The sequence below is a fragment of the Mesorhizobium sp. M0306 genome (assembly GCF_040321655.1).
GTDB lineage: Bacteria > Pseudomonadota > Alphaproteobacteria > Rhizobiales > Rhizobiaceae > Mesorhizobium.
Genome location: NZ_JAMYRY010000042.1, coordinates 1 through 22756 on the forward strand (window position 1 = coordinate 1; position 22756 = coordinate 22756).

General features: G+C 59.0%; 20 protein-coding genes and 1 pseudogene. 4 read left to right on the forward strand and 17 right to left on the reverse strand.

The window, feature by feature from the left end; translation table 11 throughout:
• Positions 1 to 324 precede the first annotated feature (324 nt).
• The 3 genes from NKI95_RS31305 to NKI95_RS31315 all read right to left on the reverse strand — a co-directional run bounded on the left by NKI95_RS31305 (position 325) and on the right by NKI95_RS31315 (position 1308).
• Positions 325 to 645 (reverse strand): sunset domain-containing protein, encoded by a 321-nt coding sequence (locus tag NKI95_RS31305; RefSeq protein ID WP_352721671.1) that lies wholly within the window; start codon positions 643 to 645, stop codon positions 325 to 327.
• Positions 646 to 708: 63 nt separating this feature from the next.
• Positions 709 to 921 (reverse strand): hypothetical protein, encoded by a 213-nt coding sequence (locus tag NKI95_RS31310; RefSeq protein ID WP_352721672.1) that lies wholly within the window; start codon positions 919 to 921, stop codon positions 709 to 711.
• A gap of 153 nt (positions 922 to 1074) precedes the next feature.
• Complete coding sequence (locus tag NKI95_RS31315; RefSeq protein WP_023679646.1) at positions 1075 to 1308, reverse strand: helix-turn-helix domain-containing protein; 234 nt, start codon at positions 1306 to 1308, stop codon at positions 1075 to 1077.
• Between the two features lie 117 nt (positions 1309 to 1425).
• Between NKI95_RS31315 and NKI95_RS31320 the strand changes: the two genes are divergently transcribed.
• Entirely contained in the window at positions 1426 to 1695 is a 270-nt protein-coding gene (locus NKI95_RS31320; protein WP_023722036.1) for a DNA -binding domain-containing protein, read from the forward strand.
• Positions 1696 to 1790: 95 nt separating this feature from the next.
• On the opposite strand, the gene NKI95_RS31325 is transcribed toward NKI95_RS31320, so the two are convergent.
• The 13 genes from NKI95_RS31325 to NKI95_RS31385 form a co-directional block, all read right to left on the reverse strand.
• On the reverse strand, positions 1791 to 3698 hold the full coding sequence (locus tag NKI95_RS31325; protein ID WP_352721674.1) for a putative bifunctional diguanylate cyclase/phosphodiesterase: 1908 nt from the start codon (positions 3696 to 3698) through the stop codon (positions 1791 to 1793).
• Between the two features lie 261 nt (positions 3699 to 3959).
• On the reverse strand, positions 3960 to 5141 hold the full coding sequence (ubiM, locus tag NKI95_RS31330; RefSeq protein ID WP_352618404.1) for a 5-demethoxyubiquinol-8 5-hydroxylase UbiM: 1182 nt from the start codon (positions 5139 to 5141) through the stop codon (positions 3960 to 3962).
• Between the two features lie 423 nt (positions 5142 to 5564).
• Complete coding sequence (gene ccoS, locus NKI95_RS31335; protein WP_023679633.1) at positions 5565 to 5717, reverse strand: cbb3-type cytochrome oxidase assembly protein CcoS; 153 nt, start codon at positions 5715 to 5717, stop codon at positions 5565 to 5567.
• Positions 5717 to 8002 (reverse strand): cation-translocating P-type ATPase, encoded by a 2286-nt coding sequence (locus NKI95_RS31340; protein WP_352721676.1) that lies wholly within the window; start codon positions 8000 to 8002, stop codon positions 5717 to 5719. Before NKI95_RS31340 ends, ccoS begins: the two co-directional genes overlap by 1 nt.
• Complete coding sequence (locus NKI95_RS31345) at positions 7999 to 8496, reverse strand: FixH family protein (RefSeq protein WP_352721678.1); 498 nt, start codon at positions 8494 to 8496, stop codon at positions 7999 to 8001. The genes NKI95_RS31340 and NKI95_RS31345 overlap by 4 nt, the downstream gene beginning before the upstream one ends.
• Positions 8493 to 10052, reverse strand: coding sequence for a cytochrome c oxidase accessory protein CcoG (gene ccoG, locus NKI95_RS31350; protein ID WP_352721680.1), 1560 nt, complete (start codon positions 10050 to 10052; stop codon positions 8493 to 8495). Before ccoG ends, NKI95_RS31345 begins: the two co-directional genes overlap by 4 nt.
• A 131-nt stretch (positions 10053 to 10183) precedes the next feature.
• Positions 10184 to 11047: a cytochrome-c oxidase, cbb3-type subunit III gene (ccoP, locus tag NKI95_RS31355; protein WP_352721682.1), complete on the reverse strand. Its 864-nt coding sequence runs from the start codon at positions 11045 to 11047 to the stop codon at positions 10184 to 10186.
• Between the two features lie 2 nt (positions 11048 to 11049).
• Positions 11050 to 11199, reverse strand: coding sequence for a cbb3-type cytochrome c oxidase subunit 3 (locus tag NKI95_RS31360; RefSeq protein WP_352457387.1), 150 nt, complete (start codon positions 11197 to 11199; stop codon positions 11050 to 11052).
• 11 nt (positions 11200 to 11210) lie between these two features.
• Positions 11211 to 11942 carry a cytochrome-c oxidase, cbb3-type subunit II gene (gene ccoO / locus NKI95_RS31365; RefSeq protein ID WP_352721684.1) on the reverse strand — a complete coding sequence of 244 codons (732 nt, stop codon included), beginning with the start codon at positions 11940 to 11942 and terminating at the stop codon, positions 11211 to 11213.
• On the reverse strand, positions 11933 to 13564 hold the full coding sequence (ccoN, locus tag NKI95_RS31370) for a cytochrome-c oxidase, cbb3-type subunit I (RefSeq protein WP_352721686.1): 1632 nt from the start codon (positions 13562 to 13564) through the stop codon (positions 11933 to 11935). The genes ccoO and ccoN overlap by 10 nt, the downstream gene beginning before the upstream one ends.
• 878 nt (positions 13565 to 14442) lie before the next feature.
• Positions 14443 to 15495 (reverse strand): hypothetical protein, encoded by a 1053-nt coding sequence (locus NKI95_RS31375; RefSeq protein ID WP_352502734.1) that lies wholly within the window; start codon positions 15493 to 15495, stop codon positions 14443 to 14445.
• Positions 15492 to 17558, reverse strand: a complete 2067-nt coding sequence (locus NKI95_RS31380) for an ORC-CDC6 family AAA ATPase (RefSeq protein WP_352721688.1) — start codon at positions 17556 to 17558, stop codon at positions 15492 to 15494. The genes NKI95_RS31375 and NKI95_RS31380 overlap by 4 nt, the downstream gene beginning before the upstream one ends.
• Entirely contained in the window at positions 17559 to 18896 is a 1338-nt protein-coding gene (locus tag NKI95_RS31385; RefSeq protein WP_352721690.1) for a metallophosphoesterase family protein, read from the reverse strand.
• A gap of 531 nt (positions 18897 to 19427) precedes the next feature.
• Here NKI95_RS31385 and NKI95_RS34575 point away from each other — a divergent pair.
• The 3 genes and pseudogenes from NKI95_RS34575 to NKI95_RS31395 all read left to right on the forward strand — a co-directional run.
• Positions 19428 to 19681 (forward strand): annotated as a pseudogene (locus NKI95_RS34575) (IS30 family transposase); the annotation flags it as partial.
• 70 nt (positions 19682 to 19751) lie between these two features.
• A complete protein-coding gene (locus NKI95_RS34580; protein ID WP_502895756.1) occupies positions 19752 to 19883 on the forward strand; it encodes a hypothetical protein in 132 nt (43 codons plus the stop codon).
• 211 nt (positions 19884 to 20094) lie between these two features.
• Entirely contained in the window at positions 20095 to 20466 is a 372-nt protein-coding gene (locus NKI95_RS31395; protein WP_352721692.1) for a protein NO VEIN domain-containing protein, read from the forward strand.
• A gap of 376 nt (positions 20467 to 20842) precedes the next feature.
• Here the strand turns inward: NKI95_RS31395 and NKI95_RS31400 are convergent, their stop codons facing one another.
• A complete protein-coding gene (locus NKI95_RS31400; protein WP_352721694.1) occupies positions 20843 to 22735 on the reverse strand; it encodes a UvrD-helicase domain-containing protein in 1893 nt (630 codons plus the stop codon).
• Positions 22736 to 22756 lie beyond the last annotated feature (21 nt).

Sequence of the window (22756 nt, forward strand, 5' to 3'; positions counted from 1 at the left end):
GGGCCTAGAAGGGAGTGCCGCCCACCCCGCGCCACCGGGAAAGGCCAACAGACAAACCGCGCCGCCCGCAAGGGCGGCGGCCGTCTCAGCCCGAAGGGCTGCCCACGCCAAGGGGCGAAGCCGAATGGCCGAGACCGCCTGAGCTTGCCGAAGAAAAGCGGGCTCGGTGCACGAGCACCTGGTGCGCGTCGTCAGGCGCGCGGGCGCCCGCCAGGACGGCAGGCTGGACAGATTTTTCGAACGGATCGCGATAAATACTTCAAATGAATGCTGCACCGAAAACATGTGCGATGCAGCATTTTCGCAAGCATTTACCACGGACGCTCAGACCCGAGACTTCCGCCACCCAGCCTTGCGCGCGGCTTCCTCCGAACAAAACCAGCGCTCGCCTTTCAACAGGTTGATGCGCGTCTCCCAGTAATATTCCTGTCCGGGAACATGATAGATTCGCTCGCCCGTGTTGTAGCTGATATTGGCTTTGATGTTGCAGCTGACAGCGGCAGGGCCGATTTCGAAGGCAAGAAAGCCAGCCAGGATTGTTCCACCAGCAACCATCTTTGCCCACAACGGAACGTCCTTCGAACGATGGCGCTCGCCATACCTGCGACGGTTGTACCGATTGTCTTGATAGCGATGGTTGCCCACGCCCCTTCTCCCCGAAGAGAGAATGCGACGTTTGCAGTCTGGAGTCTATAAGTCTGGCCTAATTCACCGGTCCTGTTCCGAACCATTGAATGAACGGCGCATCCTATCCTTCACCGTCTTCAACAGCGCTTCATGGGTGCGTTGGAGAGCCCGGTAATGGTCGCTGCTAGGTGATAGAAGCGGCTGGACGATGCTCTTGTGCAGCCGTTCCGCCTCCGCCAGAAAGCGCTCGATTTCAGCCTGTGAAAGCTGCTTGGAAAGTTTGGTCCTAGCCATTGCGATCTCCGTTGAGGAATCGCCCCACCTAGGATTATCATCCTACATCGGCATGGCCTGGTAAAGACCACCCGCAGCGGAATGGCAGCTTGCCGAAGAAAAGCGCGCTCGGTTCACAGCACCGGCGCGAGCCGTTAGGCGCGCGGGCGCCCGTTAGGACCGCAGGCTGGACAGAATCTCGCACGGATCAGCGTCAAGCGCCGCAGTTAAGTCGAGAAACTCGATGACGTCGAGACGACGCTCTCCACCCTCGTACTTGGCCACGAAGGATTGGGGACGATCAAGCTTCTCGGCCACCTGCGCCTGAGTCAGGCCTTTGGCCTTGCGCAGGGAAACCAACTGGGCCAGAAACCGCTGGTGGCGGGGCGATCGAAGAGACTTGGGCATGTAGGCGAACCGGTCGGGTAAAGACCGGATCAGCGACTAATCCCGGTTTCGGATTATCCCATTTTGGGATATGCTGCGGGCGCTCAACAGGCGAGGTTCGCAGGCATGAATCGATCAATGGGAACAGATGAGACTCGAAACTCAACTCTGTGCGACGAAGTCCCCTGGTCGGAGAACCTCACGAGCTACGACAGGGAGCATTTCACGATCTACCTGAGGATCCTGGATGCCTGCGCCGACAATGCCAGCGAAGAGGAGATGGCTGATCTCATTCTCGGCATCGACCCGGCCCTTGAACCGGTCCGCGCCCGCAAGGCTCTTCGCAGCCATATCGACCGGGCGAACTGGATGGTGACGACTGGCTACAAGGAACTGTTCGCCGGCTGACGCACAGCACGGATTGTCATGCTCTTCAAACAAGGAAGTTCAGATACCCGCCATTCATGAGCGCACGGCCGCGAGAGACAGCGCGGCTGGGGCGGTCACAACTGATTCGCGTGCTGTTTGACTGCCATTTCTAGTGCTTGGCTCAGAGGCACCGCCTTCGAGAACAGGAAGCCCTGAGCGGTCCTGCAGCCAAGCTTGTGCAGGGTTTGCCGATCCGCCTCTGTTTCGACGCCCTCGGCCATGACCTCGATCCCGAGCATGTTACCGAGATCGATGACCGATTTGACAAGCAGTCGGTCCTCTCGGGATTTGGCCAAGCCGCGAATGAAGCCCTGGTCTATTTTCACCTTGCGTATCCGACTGTCCTTGAGCGATGCCAACGTGGAAAAGCCGGTGCCGAAGTCATCGAGCGCGATGGAAATGCCGGCATGTGAAAGCCGTCCGAGCTTTTCATCCACTCTGTCCGGGTCCACCGGGGATTCTTCGGTAATCTCGATCTCGAACATTGTTGCAGGCAGAGCTCTTGCCGCCAGACCATCCAGAACCATGTCGTCGATATCGCCGGCTTCCAGTTCGCGCGGTGAAACATTCATCGCCACACGGAGATCACGACAGTCAGCTTTCACCAAGCCGTCGATAAAAGCACAACAGTCGGCGAATACGGTTTGCGTCAGCAGCTGAAGCATACCGGTTTCGCGTGCAGCTGTGATGATTTCGGGTGGAGAGATGGCACCATGAGTCGGATGGGACCACCTCAGCAAGGCTTCAAAACCGACCACGGCCTCGGTGTCGAGTTTCACGATCGGCTGGAACCAAGGTTGCAAGCTTCTCGTCTTTATCGCCGAATGAAGGTCCCGTTCGACGGACTGGCGGCGTTGCAGTTCCCTGTCGAGTTCGGCATCGAACAGGCAAAATTCGTTCCTGCCACGACGCTTGGCCGTATAAAGGGCGATATCCGCCCGCAACAACATTTCGGTCAGGCCCGGGCTTTCCGCCAGATATATTCCTATTGATGCCCCGACCCGGACGGACGCGACCTCGATATAGGGGCGGGCAATTTTGGCTATGATATTGGAGGCGAGATCACTGGCAGAAAGCGAAACCCTCGTTGAGGGAAAAAACAGCACGAATTCATCGCCGCCGATACGAGCGAGCGTTGAGCCTTCCGGTGCTTCCTCCTCTATGCGGCGGGCGATCCTGACAAGCAGTTCATCACCGGTCCTGTGACCGTAGGTATCGTTGACGGATTTGAAACCGTCCAGATCAATCAGCATTGCCACGAAGGGGCTATCCGCGGTCTCGAACCGTCCGATAGCGTGTTCGAGGCCACGCCTGTTGAGAAGGGCCGTCAGGTGGTCCTGCCTGGAACTGGCCTTCATCTCCGCCGCAAGCCGCTCGGCCTCATGCCTCAGGCGGCTCGCTTCGCGGAACCGTGCTTGCCCAACAAACGAAGCTCGAACCAAGCCGCCCATGAAGAGCAGAACGGTAAAAGCCAGAATGTAGTCTTCAAAATTGCCTTTCGCCAAAAGGCAACCCACCGTGATGAGGAGCGGAGGTGTGATGAAGTTGATCGCCGCCGCGGCATACGAACTGCCGTATGTAACCGCACCAGCTGAAATGCCCGCCAGAATGACCAGATGCAGCGGTGCTTGAGGTGTCGTGTATCCAACAGTCAGGACGGCCAGGAAGGACCAGGCAAACCCTGCCAGAAGAGCAAGGATGCCAAACCAGCGAAGCCGCGGCAAAACCCCCACTAATCCGTCATGGCGCCCCGTTTCCTTTAGCTGATAACGCGCGAGTGCAAGGCGGGCGGCATTTATCGCATTGACGACCAGGAACCAGATTGCAGCTGCAAAGCCGCTGCCAGAAAGGGCGTGCACCGCCCAAATCAGGCCTGACAGAATAGCGCTTATCGGCATCGACACGAAGAGGCCGGCCCTCAGGTCAGCAAGCTGATCCTGACGGATTTTGGCCTCCAGCGTGTCTTCATTCTTCGGGGCCATGGACGGACCAGCTTGCTCCCATCGTTGTTCGCGAGGACAAGCCTACGCAGGCCTACTGAAGGACGGGTTAACTATCCAGCGGGGATAACCAGTGCGCTCACCATGGCTTCGGGTCGCAGGTCTGCTCTGAGGATTGCCGGCTGATCATCAAGGTCTCGTCCGCGCGCGTTCTTGATCCGAATCATGCCAGGATCGGCAACGTCAGAGACAAAAGGAAGCCGGGCCGAGATAGCGTTCCAGAGCGGCAGCGCTGCCTGCGATTCACCGCCTGAGCATGGCCGAAATGCCATGGCGGATAAAGGGAAGATATTGGGCAAAGCGAAGCCCCGCATGTCTTGCAAGCCGTGCCGTCGGGTGCTCGCCTGAGTAGAGAGCGACAAGTACATTCGTAGCATGATAGAGCGGTGCCGCCGACAGACGCAGCCGGCTTTCGTATCTGCCGAGCATGTCAGGATCAGCAATGTCGCGGCGCTCACGACATGCCGCCAGGATTCCATCGGCGAGTTGCTTCTGGCCGCTGAGGCCGATGTTGAAGCCATGCGCGGTCACCGGGTGCATGCCGAGGGCAGCATCGCCGATCAGTGCCGCACTCGGAGCCCAGAACTTGTGCGCCCAGGTCGTGACCAGCGGATAGGCATGGCGGGTGCTTGCCAAGGTCATCTCTCCGAGGCGTCCTCGACAACGGTTCGTCAATTCCATCAGGAACAAATCGTCGTCGAGAGCAAGCAGTCTGTCGGCCTCGTTTGAGCGCAACGTGAGAAGCAGCGACGACACGCCTTCCATGAGCGGCAACATCGCTATCGTCTGATAGTGATCGAACCATTCGACCGCGATCTGGTGATGGGCGCGCTCGTGCCTCACCCGGCAAATCAGCATGGAGTTGCCAAGCCGATTGATGTCGGCCCCAATGCCGAGCAGGTCGCGCGTCGCGGACAGACGCGAATCCGCTGCAACGAGCAGCCGAGCGGCCAATTGCCTGCCATCACAGAGCCTTATGACTGCTTCTTTGTGGCTGGTTGTTGCATTGACGACCGAGCGGCCGCACAGCAGCTGGGCATGATCCTGGAAGTGGACAAGCTTGAACAGGGCGTCGCGGATCCGAAAATTTGGGACCAGAATTCCGAGTGGTTCCCCAGATCCGCTGGGAGAGTCGAAGCTCAGGGCGAAAGGGCTCGATCCGTTGAGCACGCGCGCGCCTTGTAGCGGTGATTTGTCCGAAGCGGGGATGGCATCCCAGGCGCCGAGCTCGCGAAGGATTCCAACCGATGCGTGGGTCAGCGCGATCTCGCGACCGTCGAAAGCCGGATTCGCCAGGCTTTCGAGCGACTGCCGTTCAACCACTGCCACCTTGAGTCGGCTCTGGGCAAGCGACGCGGCGAAGGAAAGTCCGACCGGCCCGGCTCCGACCACAATAACGTCGAATCTATCGACAGAGCCGGCCATCAGCGTGCCGCCATTGCGTCGGCTATCTGCGACGAAGGGCACTGGAACGCATCGCAATCGATCCACGGTTTGCGGCTCATCTCCCCAAGCGTCTCCACGCGACCTAACCGTCCGTTAGACATCCGTTCTCCGTTCAAAAATGCTCAATGAAACCATGCCTATGAAGAGATAACCCTGATGTGGATCAACCAGGCTTGATAAACGCGGCAACGGCGGGTTCACGGTCGACTGGTCGACCGCCACACCATGGTCTGGTCAGGTCATCATGGAATGGCCGGCTTCCCGTTCGGTGCGGCCCTTTCCTGGCCGAAAGTTCGGCAACGTATCCTGGCTGGTCCGTTCGCACCCGTCGCGCGCCGAAATCGGCATGACGCGAAGCAACCGCGGAAAATATTCGAGCGAGTCCTCGCAGGGCAGGCTGGGTCAACTGCGTGGCTCGTCGCGGTCGATCAGGATCCGCTCGGCGGCGCCATCGAGATCTTCATATTGGCCGCTCCTCAAGGCCCACAGGAACCCCGCCAGCCCAAGCGCTCCGAGGAACAGGGCCACAGGTATGAGGTAGGCGAGCGTCGTCATCAGGATTGTGCCAGTGCGCCAATGTCCGAGCGCCTGTCATGTCGGGCATCTTGCACCGATGCATTTGACACGAAACCTTGCAGACGTAGCGCATTGCCGATGACCAGGAGGGACGAGGCGGACATCGCGACCGCCGCGATCAGTGGCGTAACGTGCCCCAGAATGGCGACCGGCACGGCGATGCCATTGTAAACGATCGCGATGGCGATGTTCTGCCGGATCAGCCGTCCGGCCTTCCGCGAAATGTCTAAAGCAAGTGGGACCGCCAGAAGACTTTTACGCAGGAACACGAAATCCGCGGCGTTGCGACCGATATCCGCCGCCGTGGCCGGAGCGATCGAAACGTGTGCGGCGCCCAATGCAGGCGTGTCGTTGAGCCCATCGCCGACCATCAGCACCTTGTGGCCAGTTCGCGTCAATGCTTCGATGTGTTCGACCTTCCCGGAGGGAAGCAACGAGGGAACGAAGCGCTCGACGCCCAGTGCTTCCGCGACTTCGCCGCAGGCAGCTTCTGTGTCGCCCGACAGCATCTCCACCGACACGCCGGCGCCGTTCAGTTGCTCGATGGCCGCCTTGGCATCGGCACGCAGCTCATCCTCGAAATCGAAAGTCGCGACAATGACCCCGTCCTTCGTCAGAACGGTTCCGCCATAGCCTTGTTTGCCTTCGCCGCCGATCCGAGCTTTCCACTCACGCCATCCGCGGCGACCCAGCCGCCAGGTACTGCCCTCGGCGATGGCTTCGATGCCGAAGCCCGGATGCTCGCTGACGGACGCGAGTTTCGGCTGGCCGGCAAAGGCTGCATTGCCAGCGATTGCCTTCGAAAAGGGATGGCGGGAATGCGCTGCCATCTCGGCCGCCATGGCGAGCATCGTCAGATCGATGGACGGCGCATTGATCAGCCTGGGCAGTCCGAGCGTAAGCGTGCCGGTTTTGTCGAACAATGCCGTGTCGATCCCCGCCAGGCGCTCAATGGCGGAGCCGTCCCTGACCATGACGCCGCTTTCAAACAGCCGCCGCGCAGCAACCACCTGCACGATCGGCACGGCGAGACCGAGCGCACACGGGCATGTAATGATCAAAACGGCGATTGCGATTGTTATTGCCCGGTGCCAGTCGCCGGTCGCCGCCATCCAGCCGAGGAACGTCACAAAGGCGGTGAGGTGGACCACGGGGGCATAGAGCGCGGAGACGCGATCGGCGATCCTGCGATGGCGGGCGCGGCCGCCCTCTGCCGCTTCCATCAGCCGAACGATTTCGGCCAGGAATGAATCCTTCGCGGCGGCCGTCGCCTCGATGGTCAGCGGACCGGTGAGATTGAGTGTACCGGCCTGGACCTGCGCCCCCGGGCCCACCGTTCTGGGCGTGCTTTCCCCGGAAACCAGGGAACAGTCGAGATCCGATGCCCCGCCAATGATCCTGCCGTCGATGGGCACCCTCTCGCCAGCCGCAATCAAGAGCTCCATTCCTGGTTCGATCTCGCCAACCGGCAAGTAGTCGCGCGAACCATCCTCGCGCAGCACCATGGCGCCGCGCGCCGCCAGCCGAGCCAGTCCGTTTACGGCCGTCCGTGCCCGTTCCCGCATCACGTGATCCAGCGTGCGGCCGATCAGCAGAAAGAACAGCAGCGACACCGACGCGTCGAAATAAGCATGGTCGCCATGGTTGATCGTCTCGTAGAGGCTCATGGCGTAAGCGAGCGATACCCCGACCGCGATCGGCACGTCCATGTTCATGCGGCTGTGGCGCAGCGCATTCCAGGCCGAGCGAAAATAGATGCCGCCGGCGAAAGCGAGCGCAGGAATGGCAATCAAGGCCGAGAGCCAATGGAACAGGTCGCGGGTCGCGCCTTGCGCGCCGGACCAGACGGAGACTGATAGCAGCATGATGTTGCCCGCCGCAAAGCCGGCGACCGCGACGGCGCGGATCAGTTCCGAGAGCGTCCTGTCCTTCCCGTCAGCCTCGGGATCGAACAGGTGCGCGCCATAGCCCAGCCGTCCAAGTGTGGCGACGAATGGCGGAACCTCGTCGCCGCGCCACCGGATCGAAACACGTTTCGTTGAAAGATTGACACGAGCGCCTTCGACGCGATCCAGCTTGCCGATCGCCGTCTCGATCGTCTGGATGCAGGCGGCACAATGCACAGCCGGCACCGAGAGGTCGGTCTGGCGAAGATTTTCGCCGATCGAGCGGCTCGCCAGTCTGATTTCCTGGCCAGAAGGCAGGACCAGTGTGACCTTTTCCAGGTCCAATGCCATTTCGGCGCCTGGCGCGCAGCAGCTCATTGCAGCGCCCCGTGGGAAATCATGATCCGGCGAACGTCGCGATAGGGTTCCGCAAGGCTCGCATCGGCGTCGATTTCGACGATCCAGACGCCATCCGTGGGCATGTGGTGCGCGGCGAATATCTGACCGGAGGCAGCGGCAAGAGTGACGGATTTGTCCTCGGCCTCGTAGGCAGGATGACGAAACAGCATCTTGACGCCATGCAAGGCAACCGGCTTGCCGACAGCATCGGTGAGGCTGTAGCGGACCTCACCGCCTGCGATGGTCAGTTTGCCAGTCCAGCCGAGGGCTGCCTGAGCTCGCCCCTCCTCGGCCTTCTTGTTGAACTGCTGGCTCGCCACATAGGTGTTTTCGACGACAAGGCCGGTCCAGCTCGTGTTGGCGAGCGTCGCCATCGTCAGATTGACCGCTATGACCACGCCGAAGAAGCCAAGGATGGTGAACAGCATATGCCTGCCGGTGAATTCGCGGGATTGTCGCGAGGTGTCGCTCATCTGGCGATCTCCGGTGCGTTGAAAGTGGCCGTGTATTCGTCCAACTCGAACGTTGCCTTGTTTTCGACCCGGAACTTGAAGCTTTGCGCTGCACCCCGAACCTGATCTGCCGGCTGACGCACGAAAACCTTGAGCATCTTGAGCCGGTCGGGTTCGACCGGGATGGCGAAGGAGCGATCCGCCGCCAGGTCGATACCGACAACGCTCATTTCGGCTCCATGCAGGCCCTGCATCGTGACAATGATCGTTCTTGGTTCGGGGACCATGTTGAGCAGCTTGACGGTGTAGCCGTTGCGGATCGAACCGTCGGACAGCGTCACGAACTGCGGGTTTCGATCGTGCAGGACATTCAATTCGAGCCGTTCGCGGGTCAGCAGCGAATAGAGCAGCGCGAGACCGACCGCCGACCAGGCGCCCATGTAGATGAAGGTGCGCGGGCGAAAGATCTTGCGGATATGGAAACGGGCCACCTTGTCGGAGAACAGGCCGTCAGCGCTCCTGACCAGTGACGGGTTGACTGAACCGGAGCCGCCCGGGGTCGCCAGCCTCATATTGGCGTTGTAGTCGGCCAGCGTCGCATAGGAAATCAGTCCGCGCTCCCTGCCGAGCTTGTCCATGATACCGTCACAGGTATCCATGCAGAGCGCGCAGGTGATGCATTCAAGCTGCTGGCCATCACGAATGTCGATCCCCATCGGGCACACCGCGACACAGGCATTGCAGTCGACGCAATCGCCGACGGGCTGCCCGGCGGCAAGGACCCTCTTGGCGTGACGCGAGCGCGGTTCGCCGCGCCAGTCATTATAGGTGACGGTGAGGGAATTCTCGTCGAGCATGGCCGCCTGGATGCGCGGCCATGGGCACATGTAGGTGCAGACCTGCTCGCGCATCAGCCCGCCGAACGTATAGGTCGTCGCCGTCAGCACGGACACGGTGATGTAGGCGACGGGGGCGGCGGTGCCGGTGAAGAGTTCCCCAAGCAGCGTCGGCGCATCGGCGAAATAGAAAATCCAGGCGCCGCCGGTCAGCACCCCTATGACCAGCCAAATGGCGTGTTTCGATGTTCGCAGCACGAGTTTGCGCGCAGTCCAGGGACCGGCATCGAGCTTGATGCGCGCGTTGCGGTCGCCCTCGATGGCTCGCTCGACGACCAGAAACAGATCGACCCACACGGTCTGCGGGCAGGTATAGCCGCACCAGGCCCGGCCGACGGTGGATGTGATCAGGAAAAGGCCGACACCGGCCATGACCAGCAGGCCGGCGACGTAGTAGAATTCCTGCGGCCATATCTCGATGAAGAAGAAGTAGAAGCGGCGGTTGGCAAGATCGACCAGCACGGCCTGGTCCGGGGCAAATGGCCCGCGATCCCACCGCAGCCAGGGGGTCAGGTAGTAGATCCCCAGCGTGATTGCCATCACCGACCACTTGAAGCGGCGGAAACTGCCAGAGGCCCGGTTCGGGAAGATCTTCTTGCGTGAGGCATAGAGTGGCTGACGGGTCTTGGCGGAGTTGACCGCATCGGCTTCGAGCCGTTCTATTTGCGTGTTATCGAGCACGAGAAGCTCCAGTCACCAGCGACGATTTCGCCGGAAGCCCGACCCATCGGTTTCTGGATGATGCCGAGGCCCGGCTCGCGCCGGGCCTCGTCGCTTGGCGGTGGGGGGGAGGACGAGAATAGGCTGCGTACCTATTCTCCGCCACCAAGCGAATGGACATAGACCGCGAGTTCCTTGGCCTTGATCTCGCCGAGACGCCCGATCCAGGCCGGCATGACGCCGTGCTTCGGCGCGCGGACCTGCGCGGCGATAGCTGTTTCGCCAGACCCGTATAGCCAGATCGCGTCGGTCAGGTCGGGTGCGCCGAGCTCGCTGTTGCCCTTTGCATTCTCACCGTGACAGGCCGCACAATTCTCGGCGAAAACATTGGCGCCGAGTTCGATCAGGCTTGTGTCCTGAACAGGATCGGAGAGGCTTGCGACATAGGCGCCGACCTGCTTGATCTGATCCGTCGTGATGATGTCGCCAAAAGCAGGCATTTCCGACAGGCGCGTATCCGGGTCTGATGCGAAGCGGATGCCGTGCGCAATCGTCTGCTGGATCTGTTCGGCGTTGCCACCCCACAGCCAATCGTCGTCGTTTAGATTGGGAAAACCCTTGGACCCTTGAGCGCCCGAGCCATGGCACTGCACGCAATTGACCTTGAACGCGGCGCCACCTGCGGCGACCGCGAATTCGCGTAGTGTATCGTCGGCAGTAATCTCGGAGACGGTCTTCGCCTGAATGGCAGCGACATATTTGTCCTTGGCCACTTCGGCCGCCGCCAGTTCATTCTTGACGTCTTTGCGGCTCGAATACCCCAGCACACCCCTGGTCGCGGAAGTCAGCATCGGCCATGCCGGATAGACGACGGTGTAGCCGATCGCCCAGGCAATGGTGATGTAGAAGGTGATGACCCACCAGCGCGGAAGCGGGTTGTTGAGTTCCTTGATGCCGTCCCACTCATGGCCGGTCGTCGAGATGCCCGAAACCTCGTCGATATGCTCGCTGCCCATGATCAGTCGTCCTTGAGAGGAATGTGAGCGGCTCTCTCGGCTTGCCTGCGGCTGCCGGGACGAAATGCAAAGGCAACGCATCCGAGGAAGAAAAGTGCCATGGCAAGCAGGCCCCAGCTGTCGGCAAACTCCCGCATGAAATTGTAGGTCATCGCCATTCTCCTCAGCGGTAACCGGCGGCTTCGTCATAGGTCCTGAAATCGACCAGCGTGCCGAGCATCTGGAGATAGGCGACCAGCGCATCCATTTCGGTGACCTGCTGCGGATCGCCGTCGAAGTCCCCAACCTTGACTTTCGGATAGCGTCTCTCCAGGCCCGATGTGTCGGCATTCGCATCGGCCTGCGCCATGAGATCGGCATTGGCATGAGCGATCATGTCGTCTGAATAGGGCACACCGACACGGCTGTTGGCGATCAGATGCGTCGAGAAATCCTTCACCTCGATTGGCATGTCCTTCAGGAACGCGTAGCTCGGCATGATCGATTCCGGCACCACCGAACGCGGCTCGGTGAGATGCTGGACGTGCCATCCGTTCGAGTAGCGGTCGCCGACCCGGGCGAGATCCGGCCCGGTGCGCTTCGAGCCCCACTGGAACGGGTGGTCGTACATCGACTCGGCCGCCAGGCTATAGTGGCCGTAGCGCTCGACCTCGTCGCGGAACGGCCTTATCATCTGGCTATGGCAGAGGTAACAGCCCTCGCGCGCATAGATGTTGCGCCCGGCGAGCTCGAGCGGCGAATAGGGCCGCATGCCTTCCACCTTCTCGATGGTGTTGTCGAGATAGAAGAGCGGCGCGATCTCGACGATACCGCCGATTGTTACGACCAGCAGGGACCCGAGGAGAAGAAGTGTGGCGTTCTTCTCGATGACCGCGTGTCTGTCCATCAGGCCCATTTTCTGGCTCCTGATCGCACAGGCTGGAGGGCGGGGATGGAGCGCGGCATCGGATCCTCCTCGCGCTGGTAGCCGAGGATGGTCATGGCGATGTTCCAGGCCATGATGAGGGCGCCCGACAGATACATCGCGCCGCCGATGGCACGCATGATGTAGTAGGGATGCATGGCGGCGACGGTTTCGGCGAAGGAATAGACCAGGAAGCCCTGCTCGTCGTACTCGCGCCACATCAGGCCCTGCATGATGCCGGACACCCACATGACAGCGGCGTAGACGACGATCCCAAGTGTCGCCAGCCAGAAGTGCCAGGCGACGAGCCGCAGCGAATAGAGCCGTTCACGGCTCCAAAGCTTCGGCACCATGTAGTAGATCGCGCCGAACGATATCATGCCAACCCATCCGAGCGCGCCCGAATGAACGTGACCGATGGTCCAGTCGGTGTAGTGCGAGAGCGAATTGACCGTCTTGATCGCCATCATCGGGCCTTCGAAGGTCGACATGCCGTAGAAGGCGACGGCCATCACCATCATGCGGATGATCGGGTCGGTCCGGATCTTGTCCCAGGCGCCGGATAGCGTCATCAGGCCGTTGATCATGCCGCCCCATGACGGCATCCAGAGCATGATCGAGAACACCATCCCGAGCGTCTGCGCCCAGTCAGGGAGTGCGGTGTAGTGGAGGTGATGGGGGCCGGCCCAGATGTAGAGAAAGATCAAAGCCCAGAAGTGGATGATCGACAGCCGGTAGGAATAGACCGGCCGGTTGGCCTGCTTGGGCACGAAGTAATACATCATGCCGAGGAAGCCGGCGGTGAGGAAGAAGCCCACGGCATTGTGGCCGTACCACCATTGCGTCAGGGCGTCCTGTACGCCGGAGAAGGCTGAATAGCTCTTGGAGCCCCGGAAGGAGACCGGCATCGACAGGTTGTTGATCACATGCAGCATTGCGATGGTCACGATGAATGCAAGGTAGAACCAGTTGGCGACATAGATGTGCGGTTCCTTGCGCTTTAGGATCGTGCCGAGGAACAGGATGAGATAGGCGACCCAGACAATGGTCAGCCACAGGTCCACATACCATTCGGGCTCGGCGTATTCGCGGCTCTCGGTGATGCCGAGCAGGTGGCCGGTTGCCGCCATGACGATGAACAGCTGATAGCCCCAGAACACGAACCAGCCGAGATCGCCGCCGAACAGACGCGCGCGGCAGGTGCGCTGCACCACATAGAGAGACGTGCAAATCAGCGCGTTGCCGCCGAAAGCGAACACAACACCGGATGTGTGCAGCGGCCGCAGTCGGCCGAAATTGAACCAGGGCTGGATGTTGAGATCCGGGTAGGCGAGCTGCAGGGCGATGACCACGCCGACCAGCATGCCGACGACGCCCCAGAATACGGTGGCGATGGCACCGTAGCGGATCGGCCCATCCATGTAAGCGGCGGGGTCGATCGGAACTGTCGGCTTGAACTCCGTGTTGCGCAACAGAATCGCAGTGAAGCCAGCCACGGCGAAGAACAAAACCCACATATGCTGGCGAAAAGGTTCATCTACGCCGAAGCCGGCAGCCACCAGGGCCGCAAACGCAAACAGGCTTAGAAGGACGATCTCTGTGCCGAATTTCATCGCAAGCCCCGATTTCCAATTCCGGCGGGCGCCAAACCGCAGTGCCTTATTGCGCAGCCGTGGCCTGCTCGCCCTGATCCATGTCAGAGCCGCACGATTTGCTTCGAGCAGCATCGAGTTCGGTGCGATCAGACTGTGGCGATCGAATTTGGAAGCGCAGCATCGGCCACCACGCTTAATCGACAGGCCCGGCGTCCCCGGTCGGGCCGGGTATGGAGGCGATCGCGGGCGTGTGGGGAAGCGCGCCTTCTGTGACGCTGGAAAGTAGGCCGATGCCTTGCCGAACGTCGATCGCTTCAATGCCTTGGGACAGCCAGCGCCAGCGTTGCGCTGGCTTCGTGACATTCATCGTTCGGGGAGCCAACAGTTTCAAGTACTTAGCCGATCCAAAAAATCGGAGGAAAACGGCTGATCGCTGATCTGATGATTGCCGCGATCGTCGTGTGACAGGAGGGCTTCGCACGATTTCAGTATCGCCAACGCCCTTTCACGGCGGTAACAGGGGTTCGATTCCCCTTGGGCGTACCAGCAATTTCAAGCACTAGCTCATCTTCAAAAAATCTCGTTTGATATTTGTCTAATATTCGTCTCCTGGCGACCCGTGGATACTCGTGGAATCATGACGGTTCACAAATTTCAAAAGCGAGCTCCGCTGGCGTCGGCCCAACAAAGAAGCCAGACGGCGCGTCCGAATATGAGCGGCTCTCGCGAATGACCAAAATAGGGCCGGAAGCTGTCAGTCCGCCGTTAGACCAAGCCACCCGCAAGCTGCCGTTCTCCTGAAATCACATACCGGATGATATCGCACTTTCTATGTATGTTGTGGATCAACCCGTATGGCCACGGCGATCACGATGCTGCGTGAAAGCAAGACAGAGTCAGAACGTCCCAGGAAGGCTACAAGCAGGCGAGGTCAGATCGATCAGCTTGTAAAAATGATATCGCCCGTTCGCTGAAACCTCCCGGTGGGCATATGAGGTAGGGATTCGCGCCTTAATCTGGACCCGGTTGTCACTGCACGCCAGAACGGCTGCGGCAATCGCCTGAACTTTAGGCCCGCTCACGAATACGTTCACGACCGATCGCGAGCCGAAACCCTCGAGATAAGCTTCGAAAGCGTCGAGGTGAGCCGTAAGGCCGAATGCTTCGATGTCGCGAACTTCACCTTCTTCAAGCCGATGGGTCTCACGAACTTTGGCAACCTGCTGATCTAGCAATACATCGATGTGCTCATTTCGTTCGCTTCGGGGAACGAGAAGAGAGATTCGTTCCGGACTTACCAGATCGATCAATCCATAGAAGACGTCCGCATCTCCGCCGATACCCACCAGCAGGATCTTCTCCTCACCCATACCGCCGCCGCCTTGAAGATGGGGTACCGTCACATAGCGGTCGAGGCCGCTGGAAAAGTCCTCTTTGCCGGCTGCATTCTCATAAGTCCCTTCGGCATAGCCGAACTCCAGCGACTGGATAGCCACTTTCTTGAAAGCGAAGGCAACAAGCCACTGAATGTAGATCCGGGGCATCGTTGAGCATTCTACGAAGACCTTGCGCAGGTTTCCCTGGTAGGAACCATAGGACTCGGCCATTTGCGACAGCGTGTGGTCGAGGATATTGATGTTCTTCTGGTATTCGATTGATGCTTCCAGGTCGACAACCGTGACATCGATGCCCCACCGCTTGCCTATCGCAACGAGCTTTTCCCGGTTGGCCTCAACGGCCGCGATGCCGGTGCTCTTTAGCGCGAAGTCGAGAACGATCATTTTCTTGACCTTAAGATCAACGTGGTCGCCGAAGGCGGTGAACCGCGTCTCCCATCCAAGCGCAACGATCGCAATGTCTGCTTCGACCACTTCGACAGCACCGCGATCACTGACCCTCTCAGTGACAGCCACGTTGCCGAACACCCGATACTCAACCGTTGGGGTCATTCTAGATCACTCTCAAACAGAGAGCCCTGAAATTCGGTATGTGAAGCCGGCCGTGCGACGAGTTCTTTGAACACTGCGTCGGCCCAGTCCTCCGGGATGCGGTATCGCGTGAAGAGCAGGTCAACGATTCGCGCAGCCGGAATTGTGTTCGTCTCATAGGGCCCGCGATAAGAATATCCAAAGTACGGGGCAAAACGACGATGCAACCGTATGAGCATCTCCTTCGATCTTGCATCGGCCCGATCCACCTCCAAGTTGCCCGCAGCGGAGACCTCGCGAATGAAACCATCTTTCTCCGCACGTCGCAGGACCTCGTCTAGTTTCCCTGTTGGAAGCTCGAGCTTATTCACGAGCGAGCGCATCTCACTAAGATCAACCTTGAAAATACCCCTTTCAGTTGTGCCGAGGGGGCTATCCTCGGCAAAGTCTGTTTGGAGGCGCGCGGTGAGGTATCCGAGCGCACGCACCATGCGCACGCTCTCTTCCTCATAGGGATGTGAAAGCGCCTGCAGGCCGTCCATCTTTCTCTTGGAGGCAGCGTTTACTGCTTGTTTTTGCTGTTCGATGGCGATCTGCGAATCCGAGTTGATGAAGTCCACCAGCTTGCGCAGATCGCTCGCATTCGGAACGCTACGGCGGAAGATCTCCCCCATTATGTCAAGGAAGTCTCGTATGCAGACATCGCTCAATGACGTAATTATTTGGTGCCCTACGTAGGGATATTCGTGGAGGCCCAGAATTCGGCACGCTTGCAGGAACGCCCACCCCTGCTTTCGTGCTATCGAGCGCATCAGATTCGCTGCGTCCGCCGAACTCATGGGCTTGCGTTTAATTTCCGGTTTCATGAGCGCGAGCGCCAGACCCTCCGCATATGGCCGCGCCTTCCTGTGAAGATGAAACTGTTGCTGGTCGGCGGACCTGAGGTTTATGGAGAAAAATTCGCGCGCTGCCTCCGCGAGGGTCACTAGCCTGTCTCGGCCTTCGGAATGCCCCGTTTCAATCACCCGCTCTATGATTTCGTTGACCGAAAGCCTTCCCAGTCGGCTTTTCAATGAAAACGCGTTGAGTGGGCTCTTGCGCTTTAGGTTGCTTCGCAGCTCATCGGGAAGCGCGTAATATAGTCGAAGTGATGACACGTTCTCGCAGAGGGTTGCGAATTCCTTGTTCGTTACTGAGTCGAGATTTTCGACGTCGCGGTCGGCGTTCGATAGGGACTGGCCCGGTATGATGGTCCGGATCGTGTCATAAAGTCCGCCGATATAGGCGAGCACCCACTTAACGTTGCCGCGCGTTTTCCTGACCAGCGTGTTCAAGAACTGCTGCTGTAGCGGCGTGAGCGCCTCGCAGTCGTCAATCAGTATCTTGAAGAACGGGACTGTGCCGCTCGCGAAGGCAGGCCCTTCCAAGAGCGGAGTGATCGCAGTTGCAACCTTGTTGATTATGGCTCCGGGGTCTGTTGCCCTGAAGTTTGTCTTTGCCGTGTCCGCCGCGAAGAAGAAGGCATTGAAGCAGTCGTCGATGTATCGCGTAACCCCCGCCCGCAATTCGTCGATGCTGAAGAAGTCTGGACGCGCTGGTTGCGGGATGAAGTGCAGCACTTGGCGATGCAGGGCTAGCGCGACGTCGCGATCGCCAGATGCTGGATATTTGAGGTGTCCGTCCCGCCTGAGTTGGACAACACTCTCAAGCAGACGTTCGACGATCTTCAGCTCTAGGTAGTGAGAGAAGATTATAAACTGTCGGTTAGCCACCGCAGTCGGATCAAGCTGTATATTCTCGGGAATGAGACTGAGGACGGCATTGTCGATCAGCGGCGAAAATGTCTCGTTCAGCTGAAAGAACACTCCATACCAGCCGAGCTTTCCGACTTGTTCTGCAAGATTGTCGTCTTCAAGGATGTGAGCCGTGGAAAGCGATCTAAGAATGCTAGTCTTGCCACTTCCCCTGGTACCCGCCACGAAAACAGGCTTTGCTGCTGTCGAAATCGAAGCTGATTTCTGACTAAACCAAAGAATCGGTCGACTTTCGTATTCTATCCTGTTGGGGCCAAAGGGGTTCTGCATCTACTCTTCCCTTACCTTGATCCGCCATTCCGAGTTGGGTTTCGTCAGCCCGTCAATCTCGATGATCCGGGCTGCCTGAAGCATTAGCAGGGAGTCTTCCAGATCCTGGTCGGGCGCGGCCGTCAACGCGATCTCCACTAACTCGTCCCAGAACAGTAGGGCGCTGCCACGCTTCTTGACGTGATCACGGAGCCGGCCGAGCAGATCAAAAGTTTCGCCACTCAGGAAGGCCTTGCCGCTGGCGATGGTCGAGATGAAGCAATGCTCGCCTTCAGTGACCAGACCATCGGCGACGTTCGTTCGATAGGGAATCAAGCGGATACCGACAAGTTCTCCCTGATCTGTCATGAAGAAGACAAGCTCGTTGAACCCCGCCTGTATCTCTGGGGCTGATATGCAGATCAGCTTGCCGTTTGGAGATCGCGGATCGCTGACGATTTCTACGGGGTCACTATGGATGTGCCCGTGCAAGTAGACGATCGACTTGTCGCTTTGAAGCAGCTGGGTCCGGACAAAACCGCTGTTGAGCATCTCCGCGTAAGGTGTGATGCGTGGAATTTTCTGCGGAAGCAGGTTGTGGTGGCCTATCACGATGCTGAACCGCATACCGACTTGCTGGAGCAACTCTTGAAGCCCAGCAAGCATCTCCCGTGAGATGTACGGGGTGTCAAGTTGACCGTAGTACTCATCATCCGATGCGTCCTTTGTTGGGTCATTTGGCGGCGTGGCGGGGGAATGACCTGAGGTATCCGAGGTACCCAAATCAACCGGCTCGGCCCCCGTATTGAGTTCCTTGAGCCGATCGCGAAGAAATGCAGGAAGGTTCTGAAGCTCCCAGCTACCTATCGCAGTGTTGACCAAGATGAGATTGGCGCTACCCGACTTGGCCGGAAGCCTGAAGTGGACAGGTTGGTCCACTGGCACAGTTTCCCAACCGAGGCCAGCTGCCAATCCTGCCATTTCGCTGAACTTCTCGGTCGGTCCGAGGTCCCGCGCATCGTCGCGATTCACGTCATGATTACCGGGAACAAAAATCAGGGGGAGAAATGCTGATTTACTACCCTGCGCGCGGCACAAAAGGGTCAAATGCTGGAAGGCGGACGCGATGTATTCCTTGTCGCCACGGCTCGTAAAATCCCCCATGAATGCCACCGCATCTGGGCGCTTCGTGGTGATCAGTCGCCGGAGCTTGGTAAGGACTGCCCGAAGTGAGGAGGCACGCAACTTCTGGGTGATCTTCGGAGCGAACTTGCTGTCCTTTGCATCGATGTCGCTAGCGGAGGAATGCCAGTCTGGATAGTGAACATCGCCGATTTGAAGGATTCGCACACGCTGCATAAATTGCTCCCCTGCCGATAGCCATAGAATGAACTGTCCGACTTTGCCAAGCGCGAACGACGGGTCGCCACAACTTGCAACAACTACTTTGCGTAGCCGATGAAATTCATCCCGCCTCGCTTGTGAATCGGCTTATTCAGCGGAACGTTCTCGTGGAGAATTCAAGGCAGATGGAATTGGAGGAACACATTGCCCCGGTTAGCGACCCAACGTGAATATCTTGATGCGGACCGCATGGTCGGTGTCAGGCAAAACAGCGTCGATGGTGAACCGGCAGGGCTATAGTGGTTGTTGCGTGTCGATAGGCACGATTTGCAGAGCGCGCCGTCGTGATTCACGGTCGCCAAGATATTTTTCCACCGCGAACCGTTTGCCAGACGACCTCTAAAGATGCTTATCGGTCACACCGCACGTGTCATTCGAGCGTCCGCTTTCGAGCGCAGCGAAATCACCACGGAGTGTCTGAAATTGGGCGGTGGGTTCAACCGGTCGTCGCAACACCTTTAATCTGAGAGGATTGGGAGGTGTCGCATGGTGACGTCACGGATCTGCTTTACCACGGAGCAGAAGGCCGAGCTCTGGGAGCGATGGAAGCAAGGTCAGAGCATTTCGTCGATCTCGCGGGCACTGGAGCGCCGGAACAAGGGCGGCGTTCAGCGGATCGCATCCTTACACGGCGGCATTGCTCCGGCAGCAAGGCGTAGAGCGGCCTCGGCGCTCGAGCTGGGGAGCGCGAAGAGATCTCTCGCGGGATTGCGGCAGGTCTTGCCATCCGCGCTAAGGCTACAGAAGGTGTTGCAGTGACCGGTTGAACCCACCTGCGCAAAGCTGTCGTTCGCGACGCTGACTTAGCAGTTGGCCCCGACCCGCCTGCCCCTTCGCGAAACCGCCAGCGACACTTCGCAGAGCCTACAGCTGAAGAAACTGCGGCACCTGCTGCGCTACTGGGGTACGGACTACGATTGGTCCAAGGGAGACCCAAGCTGAATGCCTTGCCGCAATTCGTGACCACCATCGACGGGCTGGATATAGCCGTTCCGGGCACGAAAACGCTTTGCCGCTGATCACTGACCCATGGCTGGCCCGGCTCAATTTTTCGAGTTGTTGAAGGTCGTCTGTCCGCTTACCGCCTCACCCCGCCAGCGGCAGCTGGTATTCCGGTGGGTCCAGCAGTTGGCGTCCGCCGGAAGCCAACGACGTGGACAGGGATCAAAAGGTCGGCGCCCGAGGAGAAGAAATCGTTTACCGCGCGGAATTGGAGCGGGTTCGATTGCTCGGCCATGGGGAACCCGAGAAGCACGTGATCTGGGTCTCGAGGACACATCCTGGCGCCGACCACGACATTCGATCCATCGACAAGGAGGGAAAACCCCTATGGCTCGAGGTGAAATCGACCATGGGGGTCGACGGCCGATTTGAATGGCCGCAGCGGGAGTTCGAAAAAGCGCTCCGTGAACGTGACCAATACATATTGTGGCGCGTTTACGAAGCCCACACGACGCATCCAATTGCGAAGCCGTTCGCCAATCCAGCTGGCCTGCTGGAACGGTGCATGTTGCGAGTGGACTGAGCGGAATGGTCGGATTTGTCGAGCCCAAATAAGCGACTAAGAGAACTCAACTCCTGGTGAAGTGGAACTTCCTTAGCGACTTCGAGGCACGGACGAGCCTGGCCGGCCAGCGTTTTCGCTTTTTTTCTGTTTCCAGACCGAGCTTCGCACACAACCCCTGGGCAGCGGCCGTGAATTAGCCCGCGGGAATGCAAGTGGGACCAGAGCATCCGGAACATGATCGAACGTGCGGCCGCCAAGTGGATGTCCTCGATCTTGTCCGGAGAGCTACCTGACACTTGACGGCTGTCGCCGGCCTGCGCCCAAGCGGACATTCAATCAATCAGCAGGGGGCAGATTAAATCCCAGAATAGGGCGTATCCGGCGGGCTCGTAACTTACCCGCCGAATAGACGGGAAAAGAAGCCACGCTTGGCCGGTTTCTGGGGGACATGCGGTGGTTGGACTCTGCCGCTTTCCTTTACCGGGTCCTCCCAGTCGGCCGGTTGCGTAACAACGCGCTTGGCCAAAGCCGGCGCCGCCAGCCCTAACGACACGGCCGAAGTTCGCGTTTGCTCACCTTTGACACCCATGACGGGGATTTCTATCGCCTCCTTGGCGCGTGTAACGGCGACGTAGAACAGTCTAAGTTCAGCAGCATCTTCACGCTCTTGTTGGGCCTTATCCGCAGTAGTCCGTGCCTCTCGGGTCTTCAAGAAGTCGTCCATCAGTCGGACATTCTTCCATTCCCGTCCCTTGGCTTTGTGGGCTGTCGAGATGACAAGCTCGGCTGCCTCCTCGCTGACCGATTGGTTGATAGCCCACAGGAGGCGCTTTTCGCCCTTACTCTGCACCAGATTGACGAACATGGTCAGGTGCTCGCCCTCGGTGGTCTTGGCGAAATCGACGACCGATTCCCAGTTTGTGAAACCGAAGAAGTCGGGGACGTCGGTCGGACGCCCCTCTTTCAAGTCGCGCACACCCCAGAGCAGCTCCTTGAGATCCTTGTTGTCGCCAACGAGATGTGGCTTGCAGCCCTCGTCGAGGCACTGGATTAGCGCTGTCATGACGTTCGCGTTGGTCCTCGCTAAGATGGCGTTGGGTTTGCAGCTGCCGACACGGCTTCGCAGGGCGGGATTGCCCGTCAACGGCACACTCTCACCGAGCCGCAGCAGCACGCGGGAGGCTTCACCAGCGATTTCCGGTCCGAACCGGAACGACTGGGTCAGCCCAACAATGGAGTCGGTTTTGATCGCGTCCATTGCATTCACCGCGCCGCGCCATTCGTAAATCTGCTGGTATCGGTCACCAACGTAGACAAGCTGAGCGCTTTGCCGCTGCAGTACGTCGAGCACCACGGGATTAGTGTCCTGCGCCTCATCGAGGAGTAAATAGTCCGCTGCAATCTGTGGCCTGGACAGGCCCCAGAGCTTTAAAAACCCGTCAAAACCCAGTGGGATCGCGTCCTTGGGGTCGCACATCCGCTGCCACACGTGCTTGGCATTGTTGCGGGCGAACTCGTTCACCGCCGCCAGACTGTCTTCATTGGCCGTAAGCAGGGATCCATGGCGAGGCACGTGTGCGTCAGAGATCTCATCGTCGCCGCTCTGCGCGAACCGTTTGACCGTCTGCTGGATCAAATAGGCTTGTGAAACTGTCTGTAGCGAATGGTCGCGGTCGACTCGCCAGGTCTTCTTAAACCCAAGGATCTCTGCGAGCTGCTTGGTGCTGACCTTCCCTGCGAACTTTTCCCTAGTTTCTTTATAACCAGAGTGCAGTGCCTTCAGCGCCAGCCTATGCGTTGTCGAGCAATCTACCGTCGGAGGAAACTTGTCACGGGCGTCCCCGACAATCGCCTTGTTGAAAGCGATATACTGGCCGCGGCGGCGAGTGCCGTGCGCAAGGAATTGCAGTGTCGCGGTCTTGCCTGTACCCGCATAAGCGTTGATACGGAGCGAGCCACCAGACAGGAAGGCTTCAATTGCCTGTTGTTGCTCTGCGGTAGGTTTGCGATCTGCGGTAGGTTTGCGACCTCCCCTCTTCCTCGCAACTTCCTTGCGCGCCACGGAGGGCTGGTCTCTACCATTTGTGAGACTTCGGTCGAAGAGGTCCGCCTGCTTTACATCCAGTGCGGACTTGGCACGCATCAAAAGTCTCCCGGCACGAGCTGTCTTCCTAAATCCGGCTTCACCAACGACGGCTTTGATTGCCTTGGAATTACCACTCGCGGTGGCTTTCTCCAGGATTGCCTCAAGCTGGTCGATGCTCAACGAACTAAATGGCCGCTTCATTCAAAATCCCCCCAGCCGATT

What these genes read in the sequence shown, in the direction of transcription:
- NKI95_RS31310 (WP_352721672.1), bottom strand. Translation starts at nt 921, where the DNA reads ATGGCTAGGACCAAACTTTCCAAGCAGCTTTCACAGGCTGAAATCGAG.
- NKI95_RS31315 (WP_023679646.1), bottom strand. Translation starts at nt 1,308, where the DNA reads ATGCCCAAGTCTCTTCGATCGCCCCGCCACCAGCGGTTTCTGGCCCAG.
- NKI95_RS31320 (WP_023722036.1), top strand. Translation starts at nt 1,426, where the DNA reads ATGGGAACAGATGAGACTCGAAACTCAACTCTGTGCGACGAAGTCCCC.
- NKI95_RS31325 (WP_352721674.1), bottom strand. Translation starts at nt 3,698, where the DNA reads ATGGCCCCGAAGAATGAAGACACGCTGGAGGCCAAAATCCGTCAGGAT.
- ubiM (WP_352618404.1), bottom strand. Translation starts at nt 5,141, where the DNA reads ATGGCCGGCTCTGTCGATAGATTCGACGTTATTGTGGTCGGAGCCGGG.
- ccoS (WP_023679633.1), bottom strand. Translation starts at nt 5,717, where the DNA reads ATGACGACGCTCGCCTACCTCATACCTGTGGCCCTGTTCCTCGGAGCG.
- NKI95_RS31340 (WP_352721676.1), bottom strand. Translation starts at nt 8,002, where the DNA reads ATGAGCTGCTGCGCGCCAGGCGCCGAAATGGCATTGGACCTGGAAAAG.
- NKI95_RS31345 (WP_352721678.1), bottom strand. Translation starts at nt 8,496, where the DNA reads ATGAGCGACACCTCGCGACAATCCCGCGAATTCACCGGCAGGCATATG.
- ccoP (WP_352721682.1), bottom strand. Translation starts at nt 11,047, where the DNA reads ATGGGCAGCGAGCATATCGACGAGGTTTCGGGCATCTCGACGACCGGC.
- NKI95_RS31360 (WP_352457387.1), bottom strand. Translation starts at nt 11,199, where the DNA reads ATGACCTACAATTTCATGCGGGAGTTTGCCGACAGCTGGGGCCTGCTT.
- ccoO (WP_352721684.1), bottom strand. Translation starts at nt 11,942, where the DNA reads ATGGGCCTGATGGACAGACACGCGGTCATCGAGAAGAACGCCACACTT.
- ccoN (WP_352721686.1), bottom strand. Translation starts at nt 13,564, where the DNA reads ATGAAATTCGGCACAGAGATCGTCCTTCTAAGCCTGTTTGCGTTTGCG.
- NKI95_RS31375 (WP_352502734.1), bottom strand. Translation starts at nt 15,495, where the DNA reads ATGACCCCAACGGTTGAGTATCGGGTGTTCGGCAACGTGGCTGTCACT.
- NKI95_RS31380 (WP_352721688.1), bottom strand. Translation starts at nt 17,558, where the DNA reads ATGCAGAACCCCTTTGGCCCCAACAGGATAGAATACGAAAGTCGACCG.
- NKI95_RS31385 (WP_352721690.1), bottom strand. Translation starts at nt 18,896, where the DNA reads ATGCAGCGTGTGCGAATCCTTCAAATCGGCGATGTTCACTATCCAGAC.
- NKI95_RS31400 (WP_352721694.1), bottom strand. Translation starts at nt 22,735, where the DNA reads ATGAAGCGGCCATTTAGTTCGTTGAGCATCGACCAGCTTGAGGCAATC.